Source organism: Cycloclasticus sp. P1 (assembly GCF_000299965.1).
GTDB classification, from domain to species: domain Bacteria; phylum Pseudomonadota; class Gammaproteobacteria; order Methylococcales; family Cycloclasticaceae; genus Cycloclasticus; species Cycloclasticus pugetii.
This window is the reverse complement of record NC_018697.1, coordinates 1,740,121-1,756,002: the sequence shown is the minus strand read 5'-3', so window position 1 is coordinate 1,756,002 and position 15,882 is coordinate 1,740,121. Positions and strand designations below refer to the sequence as shown.

The window sequence follows — 15,882 nt, the reverse complement described above, 5'->3', positions numbered from 1 at the left end:
AAAAATAATGATTTTTATAGGAAAAAAATGAGTGAACTAAAAGACTATATGTATAGCGTGGGTGAGCGGGCAAAACGTGCTGCCCGTGTTATTGCTAATGCAGATACTGGCGTTAAAAATCAAGCTCTGGCGTTTATAGCTGATGAAATAGAACATCAACAAAGTGCTATTTTACAGGCCAATGCGCTAGATGTAAAAGCTGGCCAGGACAGTGGCCTTGATGCTGCTTTATTAGATCGTTTAGCGTTGAATGAAGAACGTGTACAGGCCATCTCAGAAGGCTTAAGGCAGATAATCGCCTTACCTGATCCTGCAGGGGAAATCAGTCAAATTAACTCACGACCTTCGGGAATAAAAGTTGGTCAAATGCGTGTCCCATTAGGTGTGATCGGTATTATTTATGAGTCACGTCCTAATGTAACTGCCGATGCGGCTGCGTTATGCCTGAAGTCAGGTAACGCAAGTATTTTACGTGGCGGCTCGGAAGCAAAACACTCAAATCAAGCCATTGCAGCTTGTATTACCAAAGGTTTAAATCAAGCAGGCTTACCAACCGAGGTGGTTCAAGTTGTTGAAACAACGGACCGTAATGCGGTTGGTGAGTTAATACGTATGGAAGATTTTGTGGATGTTATTATCCCACGAGGCGGTAAGGGCCTGATTGAACGGGTCACTAAAGAAGCACGGGTGCCAGTGATTAAGCATTTGCATGGAGTATGTCATGTCTATATTGACGATTTGGCGGATAAAGAAATGGCGAAATCGATTGCGCTCAATGCAAAAACACAGCGTTATGGTACCTGTAATACAATGGAAACTTTATTGCTGGCCGAAGGTATTGCAAAAGATATCTTGCCGGAATTAGCGAAACTCTACACTGATAAGGGAGTGGAGTTACGTGGCTGTGAAAAAACTTGTCAAATTATACCCAGTTGCGAGAAAGCTGTTGAGGCTGATTGGGACGAAGAGTACCTTGCCCCTATTTTGTCAATTCGGGTTGTTGATGATATGACAGCTGCTATGGATCATATTCATCAGCATGGGTCTGGGCATACCGAGTCAATTGTGACGGCCGATTATTCTAAGGCAATGCAATTTTTACGTGAGGTTGATTCGAGCTCTGTGATGGTCAATGCCTCGACACGGTTTGCAGATGGCTTTGAGTATGGTTTGGGTGGTGAAATAGGTATCAGCACCAACAAGCTGCACGCGCGTGGCCCTGTTGGGCTGATTGGTTTGACGACGCAAAAATATATTGTGTTAGGTGATGGGCATATTCGTCAGTAGTTTTGCTTCATTAATGGGCTTGTTGTTTGCTTGTTTTGAGATGCTGTGAGTGATGGCCAAATTTATTGGAATATATGGCGGGACGTTTGACCCCATTCATTTGGGGCATTTGACAGCGGCAAGCGCAGTGCAAAAAGAGATAGGCTTAGATGAGGTGAGAATGGTTTTATCAGCTAATCCACCGCATCGTATTGCGCCGGTGTTATCAGCGGAACAACGATTCTCTTTATTGAAGTTGGCAGTGAGTGAGTACCCCTTGCTAGTGGCGGATAGTTGCGAAATGGAGCGAAGTGGGCCGAGTTATATGGTAGATACGTTATCGGATTTTCGTCGAAAGTATCCAAATGACTCGCTGGTGTTGGTGTTAGGCATGGAGGCTTTTAATGGTTTGATGTCGTGGCATCGCTGGGAAGAGCTAATAAAATTGACGCATATCGTGGTGACCGATCGTGCTGGGTTTGATAACCAGTTTGAAGCAGCAGTAAAAAGTTATATTACTCCTTTTTTAACAAAGGATAAGTCGCAACTAAAGCAGCAAACACATGGTAAAATTTACTGTCAGTCAGTGAAGCCTCTCGATATTTCGGCAACACAGATTAGACAACGCATTAAAGATAAAAAAACTGTAAAAGAAATGCTGACGAGTCAGTGTTTAGACGTGATTAACAAAAACAGTTTTTATAGATAACTCAATAATTAGAAAATAAGGTATAGAAAATATGGCTCAGCAGTTATTAACAAAAGTCACCGAAGCGCTGGATGATAAAAAAGGTCAGCACATTGAAGTGATTGATGTGAGCGGTAAGTGCTCTTTTGCTGATCATATAGTGATTGTGACAGGCTCATCAAATAGACATGTAAAGTCTCTTGCAATGGAAGTATCGATGGTTTCTAAAAAGCACGGATTAATCCCCCTCGGTGTTGAAGGAATGGATGCGGGTGAATGGGTGCTAATAGACCTGGGTGATACGATTGTTCATGTTATGCAGCCGAATATTCGTGAGTTCTACCAACTTGAAAAGCTTTGGACGGTCGAGACAGATACTTAAAGATTGATTTAAGTTCATTGTTTGTTCATTTAAGTGAGTTAAGATAAGGAACAAAACAAAGAAATGGCAATGATTTTAAATGCTCGATTTTATGAATCAATGGTTTTTAACCATACGTATTAATAGGGAGATTTTGGATGAATAATAAAACCTTAGTAACAGGCATTGCAGCTGGTTTAATGTTTACATTAGCTGGTTGTACGACAGTAAACCCATATACACAAGAACAACAAACCAGTAAAGCGGCGATGGGTGCAGGAGCGGGTGCTGTAACAGGCGCTATAATAGGCGCAATGAAAGGGGACCGAAAAACGGCATTGAAAGGTGCAGTCTTGGGTGCGGCAGCAGGCGGTGGTGTTGGTTACTATATGGATGTGCAAGAGGCGAAATTACGTCAACGTCTAAGTGGAACAGGGGTAAGCGTTAGCCGTGTTGGAAACAACCTTATATTGAATATGCCCGGCAATGTTACGTTTACAACTGGTAACTCAAGTATTAATGCAGGCTTCTATCAAGTGCTGGACTCAGTGGCGATTATTCTTAAAGAATATTCAGATACGACCATTACGGTCATTGGCCATACAGATAGTGTAGGTGATGAAGCGTATAACCAAGGTTTATCTGAACAGCGCGCACAAAGTGTAGCGAGCTACCTACGCTCACAAGGTGTGGTTGGCCAACGGTTTAATGTAATGGGCTATGGTGAGCAAAGTCCAATTGCAAGTAACTCTACAAAAGAAGGGCGAGCACAAAACAGGCGAGTGGAAATAACATTAACACCATTAAATGTTAGGTAGCAATGCGTTATGTATCGTCTGGCTCGAAAATTTTAAAACCAACCTCATCGATTGATCGATAGGAGAATAGCTTTATGGGATTATACGAACATGATTTCGACTTCAAGTCGGGGTTTTCTAATTGGCGAATTGAGCATGTTAATGGAGTAGTGGTCGGTCGAGAGAAGCAGAATAAAGTAGCGTCCAGAGTCACTTATGATCAAACGTATGAAACTAGCCACGTTCGTCACGACTCATATACAGAGTTAGACTTTATTATCAAGACAAAGGAAGGCTTGGAGGAATATGTGAAATTATTTGTAGACCTCCCTGCACGAGACGGTCACAATGTTAGCCTAATAAGAGCTATTTCTGATGGTGGCAGTCAACGTAATGTGCTTTTTATAAATCATACATTAGATAGATATTTCACTCTAACAGAAACAAAAAAACTATTCGTCCTTAACGCATTGTATGCCATCGCCGCCGTGCTATTACCTATCTTATACATTAGATTTTTTACATTTGTCTCGACTAGTAGTTTGTACGATTTTAGTGCTTGGTTCATCGCAATTCTTATAGGGTTGATTCCAGGAATTGTGCTATTAATTCTACTGGCTAAGTTACTCAGTTATCTTCCGTCTAAAAAATTTCAAAAAAAACTAGATACGCTAAGAGAAGATTTATCTTTGAGATATCAACAATCATCACAAATAGGATAACTCTTATCATGCGAAGGGATAGCATTAATGGCACATAACAAGCACATGAAAAACCGCTCCACTTTGTTGCGCTGGACGTCGCTGACGCTCCGCCTTTTATGTGGGCGTTAGCTTACAGCGTATTTTAAGGAGCTTGTTACGATAAGGGCTCAAAAGAAAGTATAAAGGCGGCTCAGTTGAGCCGCCTTTTTCATAAATCATAGGTCGTATATGAAGCTGAAAATTTTAGCAGTAGGGCAAAAAATGCCCAGCTGGGTGAGTCATGGCTATCAGGAGTACGCAAAGCGAATGCCTCGGGAATGCTCACTTGAAATGATTGAAATTCCTCCTGTAAAAAGGACTAAGCAAAGTAATGTGTCGAAAGTGGTGGAGCTGGAGGGGAAAAAGATTTTATCCATGATTAAAGATGTTGATTATGTCGTGGCCCTTGAGGTGAAAGGAAAGCAGTGGTCAACAGAAGAGCTTGCAAATAAGTTATCTGCTTGGCAAGGTGTTCAACCGTCAATAATTTTTATTATAGGTGGTGCAGACGGTCTTTCCGCCGAGTGCTTAAAAAGAGCCAATGAACAATGGTGCTTATCCGCCTTGACGTTTCCTCATCCTCTTGTGCGTGTTGTTCTTGCTGAACAATTATATAGAGGCTGGAGCCTGATGAATAACCATCCCTACCATAGAGAATGAAGCGATTAATATTAGCATCGGCATCACCAAGGCGGGCTGAATTGCTGCGTCAGTTGGGTGTTGAGTTTAATGTAAAACCTGTCGATATAGATGAAACTCCGTTAAAGGGTGAGTTGCCATATGATTATGTTCAGCGTTTGGCAATAGAGAAAGCCAAAGCAGCAAAGGTTTTTCATCCGGAACAAGAGGTATTGGTGCTAGGGTCGGATACGACCGTTGTTATCGAGGGGGAGATTTTAGGTAAACCAGATAGCAAAGAACATGCCTTGGCAATGTTAAGGAAACTGTCAGGTAAGCGACACACAGTGTTAACATCGGTGGCCGTTATGGGGCAACAAAATGCGTGTGTCGTTAGTGAAAGCACGGTGACATTTTCAACTCTCTCAGATCATCAGCTTGAATGGTATTGGTTAACAGGGGAGCCAAAAGATAAAGCCGGCGCCTATGCAATACAAGGTAAAGGCGCTGTTTTTATTACCGAACTGAATGGCAGTTTTTCAGGTGTTATGGGGCTTCCTATCTATGAAACAGCTCAGTTACTTAAACAACATGGACTTGATGTAAGCCAAGGTAAAACTGTTTAATTTTTTCAACTGGAATGATAGGGGCAAAACGTGATGCTATTGTTGAATGGCTCCATGACAGGCGCTTATAGAGGGTCGTTATTAGGCATAACACAAAAGCCTTAGTCAGCCTCAGGTTTATCGGCAACTTTTCCGTCCCATAGCGGTAAAACTATTAATGTTTGTGTGGGACTAGTTTTTACATTTTTTATTTGCAAGTTGGTTATCTGTTTTTATCAGCAAATTGATAAATGCGGCGGTGTAATAAGCGTAAAATCAACGCAGTAAAAAAGGCTTTTCATAGTAAAGTGGTCGATACCCTAACTATATTCATCAATACTAAATAACCAATGGTTTAGAAAAAATGAGCGATGAAATTCTGATAAATATCACGCCGCCTGAGACACGGGTGGCGGTGCTTGAAAATGGTGTCTTGCAAGAACTGATTATTGAGCGCCAGCGTAAACGAGATGTTGTTGGAAATTTATATCGTGGTGAAATATGTCGTGTTATGCCAGGTATTCAAGCGGCTTTTGTGGAAATTGGTATCGGCCGGGCTGGTTTTTTACATGCATCTGACGTGTTGGTGGCGGGGGAAACTCCTTCGGAAGACAAAGGCATCGAGCATTTTTTGCAGCAAGGTCAAAAAGTTGTCGTACAAGTTTTGAAAGCCCCCATTGGTACAAAAGGCCCGCGTTTAACGATGAGTATTTCAATTCCATCTCGTTACCAAGTTTTTTTGCCTTATTCTGAAAAATTAGCGCTGTCCCAACAATTAGAAGACGAAGCCGAGCGAGAACGGTTGCTAGCGTGTATGGAGATTTTTAAAGAGCAAGGTTACTCAGGTGGTTATATCGCAAGAACTGCGTCAGAAGGGGTTAGTGAAGAGAGTATTCGCGCTGATATGCTGTTTCTTAACAAACTTTGGGAAGTGATCAGTCTTCAAGTAAAAGAAGTGCCTATTGGGCTTATTTATGAAGATTTACCTTTGGCTTTGAGGATATTACGGGATTGGTATCAAACATCAGTCACTAAAATTGTTATAGATTCGAAGAGTAACTTTGATCGAATGCTGGATTTTTCAATCAAGTTTATGCCGGAAGTAGAACACTTATTAGAATTGTATAAAGGCCATCGGCCCTTATTCGATATGTACAGCATTGAAAGTGACATAAAGGCAGCATTGGAAAGAAAAGTGCCGTTAAAGTCAGGTGGGCATTTGATACTTGACCAAACAGAAGCAATGACAACGGTTGATGTTAATACTGGCAGTTATTTAGGACGAGGTAATCAAGAGCAAACTATTTTTAAAACTAATATGGAAGCGGCTCAAGTTACTGCACACCAGTTACGGCTGAGAAACTTGGGTGGCATTATCATCATCGATTTCATTGATATGCATAACGAAGAGCATAAAGCGGCGGTGTTGAATGCCTTAGAAAAAGCAATGATTAAGGATCATGCAAAATATACAATTAGTAATGTTTCCGAGTTAGGTTTGGTCGAAATGACACGTAAGCGGACGCGGGAAAGTTTGGAGCAAGTGTTGTGTGAACCTTGTGCTACGTGTTCAGGCACGGGGATGGTGCGAACACCAGAAACGACGTGTTATGAGATTTTTCGTGAAATTATACGAGATGCTCGGCAATACGAAGCAAAGGAGCTATTGGTGTTGGCGTCAAATGAAGTTGTCGACATGATGCTCGATGAAGAATCAACAACATTGGCAGACTTAGAATCTTTTGTTGGTATACGCATTCGTTTTAGAGCAGAAAATGAATATACCCAAGAACAATATGATGTGGTGCTAGTATAAAACTAGAGTATTAATAGTGAGTAAAGTACGTTTATTTGGACATTCCTTATTATGGTTTTTTACCGTAAGTCTTGGTGTGCTTGCGGTATTGCTAATGACGGCACGATTTTTTTTAACAGAGGTGCCCGAGTACAAACATGATTTAGAAGTGTACTTGTCTGAAGAAATAGGTGCTGAGGTTGGTATTACCAGCTTGTCGGCGAGAATGTCTGGTTTCAATCCACAGTTAAGCCTAAGAGGGATAACAATAAATGGGCTGAACAAACAAACAAACGCACTCAAGGTGGGTGAAATTCGCTTATCGTTTAATCCACTTGATTTGGTGACGGGGGAAACCAAGCCAAATAAAATAACCATCGTTAATAGTCATATTAAAATACAGCGGCTTGCTGATGGGCGTTTTTCTCTCGTTGGTTTGACAACTGCAAAAAACACGGATGCTTCATCAGGTGACTTTTCTTGGTTATTAGAGGGTAGACGTTATGAAGTAATGGATAGTCAGATCATATGGCAAGACGATTTACGAGACTTGCCAGACATTACCCTTGAAAAGGCAAATATCATTTTTCAAAACAAGGGGCCAGAACATGCACTCAAAGTGACTGCGGCATTGCCAACAGAAAAAGGGGGAACCTTTGTTTTAGCTATTAAAGTTAGAGGGGATGTTTTATCAACAACAAACTGGGATGCTAAAGGCTACTTTAAGGCAGAAGGCATTGATATAGCTGAATACCTGACGCGGTTAAAAGTAGAAACGTTGTCTATTGACCAAGGTGAAGGTGATGTTGAGCTTTGGAGTACGTGGAAAGCCGCTAAATTGTCAAAGGTTAAAGGCAATGCCTTGGTACGAAGAGCCAGCCTTAGGCAGGGCGATAATGAAATCAATGTGTCTGACTTTAGTAGTCATTTTGCTTGGGAAACCATTTTGAATGGTTGGACATTAAAAGCCCAAGATGTTGTGTTTAAAACACAGAACAGCATGCAGAAGGAAAGCCAATTTAATGTGCAATATCGCTCGGATAATGCGGATAATTATTCCTTTGATGTAACAGCAAATGGGCTTAATTTAAAGGCCATTACCAGTATTTTTCAGTCTGTTAATGTGACAGACGATTCTGTCTTACCTATTCTTAAAGAGGTTAAACCAACGGGTTTATTAAATCATGCAAGTGTTTCTATTCAACGCCGAGACACACAGCTTAGCTGGGCTACTTGCGGCGAGCTTCAAGGCTTGACGAGCGAGGCGTATGAAGCATTTCCAAGTATTAATAATTTTTCTGGAACAGGCTGTGCAACGCAAGATAAAGGTTGGTTACAGCTTGATGTGGATAACGGCTCGATACACTTTACGCCGCTGTTTAGAGAACCGATAAAGGTTGATCAGCTAAATGGTCAATTAACGTGGCATAAAGACGCGTATGGCTGGTCAATAAAGTCTGATCATATCACGATGAATTCACCGCATATTGCGACACAAACACGGGTGAACGTTACGTTACCTGATGGCGATGAAAAACCTTCGATCGACTTGCAAACAAATTTTGGTGCAGCGGATAGCCGCTATACAGCGCTTTATTTACCGGTTGGTATCATGGGCAAACAGGTTGTTAATTGGTTAGATGCAGCTTTTATAGAAGGTGAGGTTCAAGGAGGTGGGTTATTACTTAGCGGTCCATTATCAAGTTTCCCATATCGTCAAAATGAAGGTGTTTTTCAAGTGCTATTTAGCGCACAAAATCTCCGCTTACATTATGCAGATAAGTGGCCAGATGCGTTAGGCGTGTCAGCGGATATTGAATTTAAAAATGAAGGGATGAAGATTGATGGGCATGAAGGCTTAATAGCGGGTAATGAAATTGATCATGTTCTTGTTAATATCGCAGATTTTAAAACAGATAAATACTTACACCTAAGCGGTAAGGTTAAGAATGATATTCAAGGCTTATATACCTTTTTTAAGCAGTCACCGCTTAATGAACAGATGAGTGGCTTATTAGACTACAGCACTGTGTCTGGGTCCTCGGTTTTAGATTTAAACCTTGATATACCGCTTAGGAAAAACCTTAAAACAAAGGTGAAAGCGAAAGCGCAATTAAAAGATAATCGCCTAACGGTTCCTGATGTTGGGCTGGTTATTAATGCTATTGAAGGTGAAATTGAATATGACGACCAAGGCATACGTGGGGACTCAATTACTGGGCATTTCTTAGATGAAAAACTTAGTCTAGCGATCAAGACGGAAAAAGATAGTACGGTCATTGAAGGTAAGGGCCCGTTAACTATTTCGCGTCTTGCAAAACAGTACCCGTCAGACTTTTGGAGGCATATTAAGGGTGCTGGTTTGGCCAAGGTAAAGGTTGAGTTACCGCATAAGGGGTTAGCGACTGGAAGGTTATCGACGATCACATTAAGCAGTTCTCTCAAAGGGGTAGGGGTGGACTTACCCGCGCCGGTAGGTAAGCAAAAAAATCAAGTAAAGCCCTTTAAGGCGATAGTGCAGCTGGGTCAGTCCTCATTACCAATTAAAGCCTGGTATGGAGACAGCCTTAAAACCTATATACGATTAACCAATAGTCAGGATAAAAAACTGGCCCTAGAAAAAGCAGATATTCATTTTGGTAAAGACGAGTCGAAACTACCGGTAAAGCAGGGAGTTCAGTTATCTGGGGAAATCGAGGTGTTAAATATTACACAGTGGCAGCAAGCTCTTGGTGTTGACACAAGTCGTATATCAGAGCCGCCCATGATCAACCAATTTAACCTCAATATTCGAACGCTAGAATGGCTAGATAGAATTTTTGATAATGTGCTTGTTAGTGGCACGCATCAGCACTCAACTTGGTCGGGCGAGGTCAACAGCCCAACTGTTATAGGTCGATATAAAGTGCCGGACAAATTTGTTGATGGAAGCACAATAAGTCTAGAGTTAGATACCTTGAAACTACTCTCTAATGAGGGGCAGGTATATAGCGGCAAAATACCGCCAATGAGCCCTACTGATATCCCAAATCTAGATTTGAGTAGCAAAGAGTTTTTTATTGGGCGCTCAAAACTAGGAACGCTGACATTGCAGCTTCGTCAAAAAGATAATGGAGTCGTGATTGAAACATTATCTTTAAAATCAGATCGTGATGACTTTAAAGCGGGCGGCGCGTGGGAAGTTCTGGATGGGCAAAGTATAACGGGTTTAAAAGGAACGCTTAATAGTCAGTCATTAGGTTCTTTGTTAGCGGATATGCACATCACCAAGAAACTGAAAGATGCGCCCGTCGAGTTTTATTTTGATTTGAACTGGTTAGGCGAGCCGCAAGATTTCTCAAAAGATACGCTCAGTGGGTATGCAGAGATAAAATCAGGTCAAGGGCGTTTGTTAGATGTCGAGCCTGGCATTGGGCGGATTTTTGGTTTGTTGAGTCTAAATACACTGCAAAGGCGCTTGCAGCTCGACTTTAGTGATTTGGTACAAAAAGGCTTGAGTTTTGATAAAATAAAAGGGCGCTTTAACTTGCTAAAAGGCGAGGCATCTACAAAGCGTTTTTATTTAGAAAGCCCGTCGGCTCGCTTAGATTTTCAAGGGGATGTTAGTTTAGTTAACGAACAATTAGATCAGTTGATTACGGTGACACCAAAAACAACGGAAAGCTTACCTTTAGCCGGTGCTATCGCTGGTGGTCCTTTGGTCGGCGCAGCGGTATTTATCGCTCAAAAAATTGCTGGCAAAACAGTGAATAAATTGGCCGGCTATCAATATCGTGTTACCGGGCCATGGCGTGACCCGACGATAGAACAAATTAGTCAACCTGGGGGTAAAATATTTGGCATGATGGATAATGTGTTAACGCCTGTTTTTGATGCAACACTTGGCCAGTTACCTCTTTCAGGGCAGAAGGCTAATGAGCCGTAATGCCATGATGAAAAAAGAGTTAACGGTGGCGGCTGTTCAAATGACATCATCTGACCAACTTGCAGATAATTTAACAGCCGTTGAATATTGGGTGAACCAAGCGGTGTCTGAGGGAGCAAAACTGGTTGTGTTGCCGGAAAACTTTGCACTAATGGCCAAGCACTCGGGGCAACTTCTATCGATTGCTGAAACGTTAGGGGAGGGGGCAATCCAGAGTTTTTTAAGTGAACTCTCAAAAAAGACGGCGTGTTGGATAGTGGCGGGTTCTTTACCGATAAGCTCGCCGGTACAAGACAAAGTATATGCGACGTGTTTGGTCTATAACGCTAAGGGTGAGCGACAGGCGTATTATCATAAAATGCACCTATTTGATGTAGACATAGCGGATGGCAAGAAGCGTTATCGTGAATCAGAGACCTTTTTAGCAGGTGATTCCCCAGTGGTAGTTAATACGCCGTTTGGTAAGATGGGGTTGTCTATTTGTTATGATTTACGCTTTCCCGAACTTTACCGTGAACTGTTACGCCAAGGGGCGGAGTTTATGGTCGCACCGTCGGCTTTTACTGAACTCACAGGTCAAGCACATTGGTCATTATTATGTAGGGCTAGGGCCGTTGAGAATTCGTGTTATATGATTGCGGCTAACCAAGGTGGTCAGCATAATAATGGCCGTTCAACCTTCGGACATAGTATGATTGTCGGTCCTTGGGGTGATGTGCTATCGAGCTTAGACATCGACAATGGTATTGCCCTAGCGACATTCAAAAAATCAGAACTAAACAAGGTCAGAACAAGTCTACCGGCGATTCAGCATAGACGACTTTAATAACGAGACATTATGAGCGATTTAATTCAACAAGCAGAAAGTTTGATTCTTAAACCTGTCGGTTTATCAATTAACGATATAGACAATGTGATGGGGTCATTACTGTCGACTAACATTGATCAGGCAGATATTTACTTTCAATCGTCACGCAGTGAGTCGTGGGTTCTTGAAGATGGTATCGTGAAGGATGGCAATTACAATATAGAACAAGGCGTTGGTCTTCGAGCGGTGAGCGGGGAAAAAACAGGTTTTGCCTACAGTGAGGAACTAACACTGCCGAATATGTTAGCCGCCGCGAACAGCGTCAAAGCAATAGCGAGTGGGGGACGTTCGGGTATTTTAAAGGCTACTATGTTCAATGATATGCCTAGCTTGTATGCACCCATTGACCCATTAAATACCATGACTCGTGAAGAGAAAGTGGCTTTATTAAAACGTATTGATCAGCAAACACGTCAACTGGATGCACGTATTGAACAAGTCGTTATTAGTTTGGTGGGTGTTTACGAAGTTGTACTGGTGGCAACGGATGATGGCAGTCTAAGCAGCGATATCCGACCCTTAGTAAGAATGAATGTGTCGGTTATCATAGAAGAAAATGGGCGACGTGAGCAAGGTGGTTCGGGTGGTGGCGCGCGACAAGGTTATGAATACTTCTTAGAAGAAGACCGAGCAATGAGTTATGCAAGAGAGGCTGTGCGTTTAGCGCAGGTGAACTTAGAAGCAGTTGAGGCTCCAGCAGGTACCATGACAGTCGTATTGGGGCCTGGTTGGCCGGGGATTCTCCTACACGAAGCAATAGGGCATGGCTTAGAGGGTGATTTTAACCGCAAAGGCAGCTCAGCGTTTAGTGGCCGAATTGGTGAAAAGGTGGCCTCGCCATTATGCACTGTGGTGGATGATGGAACGTTGGAAGGTCGGCGTGGTTCACTGTCGGTGGATGATGAAGGTACTAAGACGGCGTGTACAACATTAATTGAAAATGGTGTATTGAAGGGCTATATGCACGATAAAATGAATGCGCGCCTGATGGGGCATGCAGCAACTGGAAACGGCCGACGTGAGTCATATGCACATTTACCAATGCCTAGAATGACAAATACTTATATGTTGCCGGGTAAAAGTGAGCCAGCTGAGATAGTGTCATCGGTAAAAAATGGCTTGTATGCAGTCAATTTTGCAGGGGGGCAGGTGGATATTACCTCGGGTAAGTTTGTGTTTTCAGCCAGCGAAGCCTACTTAATTGAAAACGGAAAAATAACCCAACCCGTCAAAGGCGCAACGTTAATTGGTAATGGCCCAGATGTCTTGAACAAAGTCAGCATGGTGGGGAATGATCTCAAATTAGATCAAGGGGTTGGAACCTGCGGTAAAGAAGGTCAAAGTGTTCCGGTTGGAGTCGGCCAGCCAACACTAAAAATTGATGGCTTGACAGTAGGAGGGACGCATGCCTAAGTCAGTGGATACATCAACTAACAGTGAACAAAAAACGGAGCAATTGAAAAATATTGCAGCCGATATTTTATTAGAAGCAAAAAAACAGGGTGCAGACCAAGTAGAAACGGCTATTAGTGTTGGGCAAGGCCTTTCTGTGAATGCACGCTTGGGGGAAGTTGAAACGATAGAGCATCATCGTGATCAGGGTATTGGTATTACCGTTTATAAGGGCCATAAGAAGGGCTCTGCTAGTTCCACAAAATTGGATTCTGCGGCAATTAAAGAAATGGTGTCTGCAGCGTGTGCAATTGCGAAGTATGCTGAAGAAGATCCATTTTCTGGGCTGCCAGAACAGCAGTATTTGGCAACAACTTTTCCTGACTTATCGTTATATCACCCATGGACTATTAGTGCGGATGAAGCCATTGAAATGGCGGTAAGGTGTGAAGATGCCGCACGTTTTTATGATAAAGACATTAGCAACTCAGAGGGTGCCAGTATTCAAACATTTGAGGGCACCCGTGTGCTAGCCAATAGCCTTGGGTTTAATCATGGTTATCCGGCTAGTCGCCATAGCATGAGCTGCTCAGTTATTGGTGAACGTAATGGAACTATGCAGCGCGATTATTGGTACACCGTTGCTCGTCAGGCTAGTGCAATGGATGATGCTAAAAAAGTAGGTGAAATGGCGTCTAAAAGAACCATAAACCGTCTTGGAGCTAAAGCCATTAGCACTAGAAAAAGCCCTATTATGTTTGCTGCTGAAGTCAGCGGTGGCCTGATCGGCCATTTTATATCAGCCATTAGAGGTGGAAATTTATATCGCAAATCATCATTTCTTTTGGACAGTTTAGGTCAGCAAGTTTTTCCTTCATTTATTGATATTTATGAGCAGCCTTTGTTAGCTCAAGCAATGGGTAGTGCAACGTATGATTCTGAAGGTGTGGCCACATCGGCAAGGAACATTGTTAAAGCAGGCGTAGTCGAAGGTTATGTTTTAAGTAGTTACTCAGCGCGTAAGCTAGGGATGAAAACCACGGCTAATGCTGGTGGCGTACATAATTTGACCGTTAAGTCCGGTGAGCTGGATTTTAATGGCATGCTTAAAGAAATGAATACAGGCTTGCTAGTGACTGAATTGATAGGTCAGGGAGTGAATACAATGACCGGTGACTACTCCAGAGGAGCCGCAGGTTTTTGGGTTGAAAATGGGGTCATCCAGTTCCCAGTAGAAGAGGTGACGATAGCGGGTAATTTAAAAGATATTTATCAATCTATTGTTGCTGTGGGTAATGATGTAGACCTTAGAGGGAATACGCGGACAGGGTCTATTTTAGTTAGTGAAATGACCATTGCTGGTTCGTAAGTCAGCGTTTGGACTGATTTAAATTAGAAAAACGGTTGCGAGGCCCAAGAAAGAAAAGAAGCCGATAACGTCGGTGACCGTCGTCAGAATAACGCCCCCAGCAATAGCTGGGTCTATATTCATTTTCTTTAGCGTTAACGGAATGGTGGCGCCGGCCAGTGCAGCAACGATTAAGTTAATAACCAAAGCGACACCAATCAAAAGGCCGAGGGATTGGCTTTGAAACCAAAACCCAGTTATTGCGGCGACAACGCAAGCCCATAGAATACCATTTAAACTGCCGACGGCTAATTCTTTCCATAATAGCCAACGAGCATTGGTAGTGCCAATTTGATTCAGTGCAATGCCTCGTATTACCAGCATTAATGTTTGGCTACCGGCAATTCCACCCATACTGGCAACAATTGGCATAAGAACCGCAAGGGCAACGACCTGTTCAATGGTTGCTGCAAATATACCGATAACCCAAGCGGCTAGAAAAGCGGTGAATAAATTAATTCCTAGCCAAACTGCACGACGTTTAGCGCTCCTTGTGACAGGTGCAAACATGTCATCATCTTCATCTAGACCGGCTAAGCTTAACAAGGAGCGATCGGCTTCATCACGAATAACATCAACAACATCATCAACGGTAATGCGCCCAAGTAATCGATTGTCCTCATCAACAACAGGCGCTGAAACGAGGTTGTAATCTTCGAAGAATAGGGCCACCTCATTAGCAGATAAGGTAGGCAGTAAGGCTTTTTGGTCAGTGATCATGGTGTTGCTCACCGACTCTTTAGAATTGGTTGTCAGTAAGTCTGAGATGTTCAAAATACCTAAATAACGATCATCTCTATCGACAACAAATAATTTGTCAGTATTCGCCGGTAATTCACTGCGTTGTCTTAGGTACCTTAAAACCACACCAAGATCCACATTTGGGCGAATAGTGACCATGTCAGGGTTCATTAACCCCCCCGCGCTATCCTCATCATAAGACATGACAGACTGTAGTCGTCGTCGGTCTTGGTTTGACATGGCACGGACAACCTGATGCAAAACAACCTTCGGAAGGTCTTCAAAAATATCAGCCAGATCATCAGTATCTAGTGAGCCGACAGCTGCAACTAAGTCGTCTTCATCGGTATGTTCGATAAGCCCTAGGCGTACCTCATCATTTACTTCAACTAAAATGTCACCGGCTAGTTCAGGGTTGGTAAGCTCCCAGACAATACGTCGGTTTTGTAGTGGTAGTGATTCGAGAAGGTTAGCTATTTCAGCAGGATGAAGTTCGTTTAGTTGGGCTTCAATTTTTGATAAAGCACCGCTGTCGAGGTTACCGGCGAGTAAACGTAGGTGCTCATGGGTGTTCTCATGTTGTGGAGAAGCTGACATATCAATAATAAAAATCAGGTACTGTAAACACCTAATATTCTAGCGTAATCATTTGTTGACTGCTTTGTTATTTATGCG

At 42.6% G+C, this 15,882-nt stretch carries 13 protein-coding genes; 12 read left to right on the top strand and 1 reads right to left on the bottom strand.

The window, feature by feature from the left end; all coding sequences use genetic code 11:
- The first annotated feature begins 27 nt into the window (after nucleotides 1-27).
- The 12 genes from Q91_RS08415 to pmbA all read left to right on the top strand — a co-directional run bounded on the left by Q91_RS08415 (nucleotide 28) and on the right by pmbA (nucleotide 14,427).
- Entirely contained in the window at nucleotides 28-1,287 is a 1,260-nt protein-coding gene (locus tag Q91_RS08415; protein ID WP_015006465.1) for a glutamate-5-semialdehyde dehydrogenase, read from the top strand.
- A gap of 52 nt (nucleotides 1,288-1,339) precedes the next feature.
- The gene (gene nadD, locus Q91_RS08410) at nucleotides 1,340-1,975 is read left to right on the top strand and encodes a nicotinate-nucleotide adenylyltransferase (protein ID WP_015006464.1); all 636 of its coding nucleotides are present in this window, start codon (nucleotides 1,340-1,342) and stop codon (nucleotides 1,973-1,975) included.
- Nucleotides 1,976-2,006: 31 nt separating this feature from the next.
- Nucleotides 2,007-2,336 (top strand): ribosome silencing factor, encoded by a 330-nt coding sequence (gene rsfS, locus Q91_RS08405; RefSeq protein ID WP_015006463.1) that lies wholly within the window; start codon nucleotides 2,007-2,009, stop codon nucleotides 2,334-2,336.
- A gap of 137 nt (nucleotides 2,337-2,473) precedes the next feature.
- A complete protein-coding gene (locus Q91_RS08400; protein ID WP_015006462.1) occupies nucleotides 2,474-3,133 on the top strand; it encodes an OmpA family protein in 660 nt (219 codons plus the stop codon).
- 74 nt (nucleotides 3,134-3,207) lie between these two features.
- Nucleotides 3,208-3,834, top strand: a complete 627-nt coding sequence (locus Q91_RS08395; protein ID WP_015006461.1) for a hypothetical protein — start codon at nucleotides 3,208-3,210, stop codon at nucleotides 3,832-3,834.
- 210 nt (nucleotides 3,835-4,044) lie between these two features.
- Nucleotides 4,045-4,515 (top strand): 23S rRNA (pseudouridine(1915)-N(3))-methyltransferase RlmH, encoded by a 471-nt coding sequence (gene rlmH / locus Q91_RS08390; RefSeq protein ID WP_015006460.1) that lies wholly within the window; start codon nucleotides 4,045-4,047, stop codon nucleotides 4,513-4,515.
- The gene (locus tag Q91_RS08385; protein ID WP_015006459.1) at nucleotides 4,512-5,099 is read left to right on the top strand and encodes a nucleoside triphosphate pyrophosphatase; all 588 of its coding nucleotides are present in this window, start codon (nucleotides 4,512-4,514) and stop codon (nucleotides 5,097-5,099) included. The genes rlmH and Q91_RS08385 overlap by 4 nt, the downstream gene beginning before the upstream one ends.
- Nucleotides 5,100-5,442: 343 nt before the next feature.
- Nucleotides 5,443-6,894, top strand: a complete 1,452-nt coding sequence (gene rng / locus Q91_RS08380; protein ID WP_015006458.1) for a ribonuclease G — start codon at nucleotides 5,443-5,445, stop codon at nucleotides 6,892-6,894.
- 16 nt (nucleotides 6,895-6,910) lie between these two features.
- Complete coding sequence (locus tag Q91_RS08375) at nucleotides 6,911-10,798, top strand: YhdP family protein (RefSeq protein WP_041230528.1); 3,888 nt, start codon at nucleotides 6,911-6,913, stop codon at nucleotides 10,796-10,798.
- On the top strand, nucleotides 10,788-11,624 hold the full coding sequence (locus Q91_RS08370; RefSeq protein WP_020162502.1) for a carbon-nitrogen hydrolase family protein: 837 nt from the start codon (nucleotides 10,788-10,790) through the stop codon (nucleotides 11,622-11,624). Before Q91_RS08375 ends, Q91_RS08370 begins: the two co-directional genes overlap by 11 nt.
- 12 nt (nucleotides 11,625-11,636) lie before the next feature.
- Entirely contained in the window at nucleotides 11,637-13,079 is a 1,443-nt protein-coding gene (gene tldD / locus Q91_RS08365) for a metalloprotease TldD (RefSeq protein ID WP_015006455.1), read from the top strand.
- Nucleotides 13,072-14,427 (top strand): metalloprotease PmbA, encoded by a 1,356-nt coding sequence (gene pmbA, locus Q91_RS08360; RefSeq protein ID WP_015006454.1) that lies wholly within the window; start codon nucleotides 13,072-13,074, stop codon nucleotides 14,425-14,427. Before tldD ends, pmbA begins: the two co-directional genes overlap by 8 nt.
- 18 nt (nucleotides 14,428-14,445) lie before the next feature.
- Here the strand turns inward: pmbA and mgtE are convergent, their stop codons facing one another.
- Nucleotides 14,446-15,804 carry a magnesium transporter gene (mgtE, locus tag Q91_RS08355; protein ID WP_015006453.1) on the bottom strand — a complete coding sequence of 453 codons (1,359 nt, stop codon included), beginning with the start codon at nucleotides 15,802-15,804 and terminating at the stop codon, nucleotides 14,446-14,448.
- Nucleotides 15,805-15,882 lie beyond the last annotated feature (78 nt).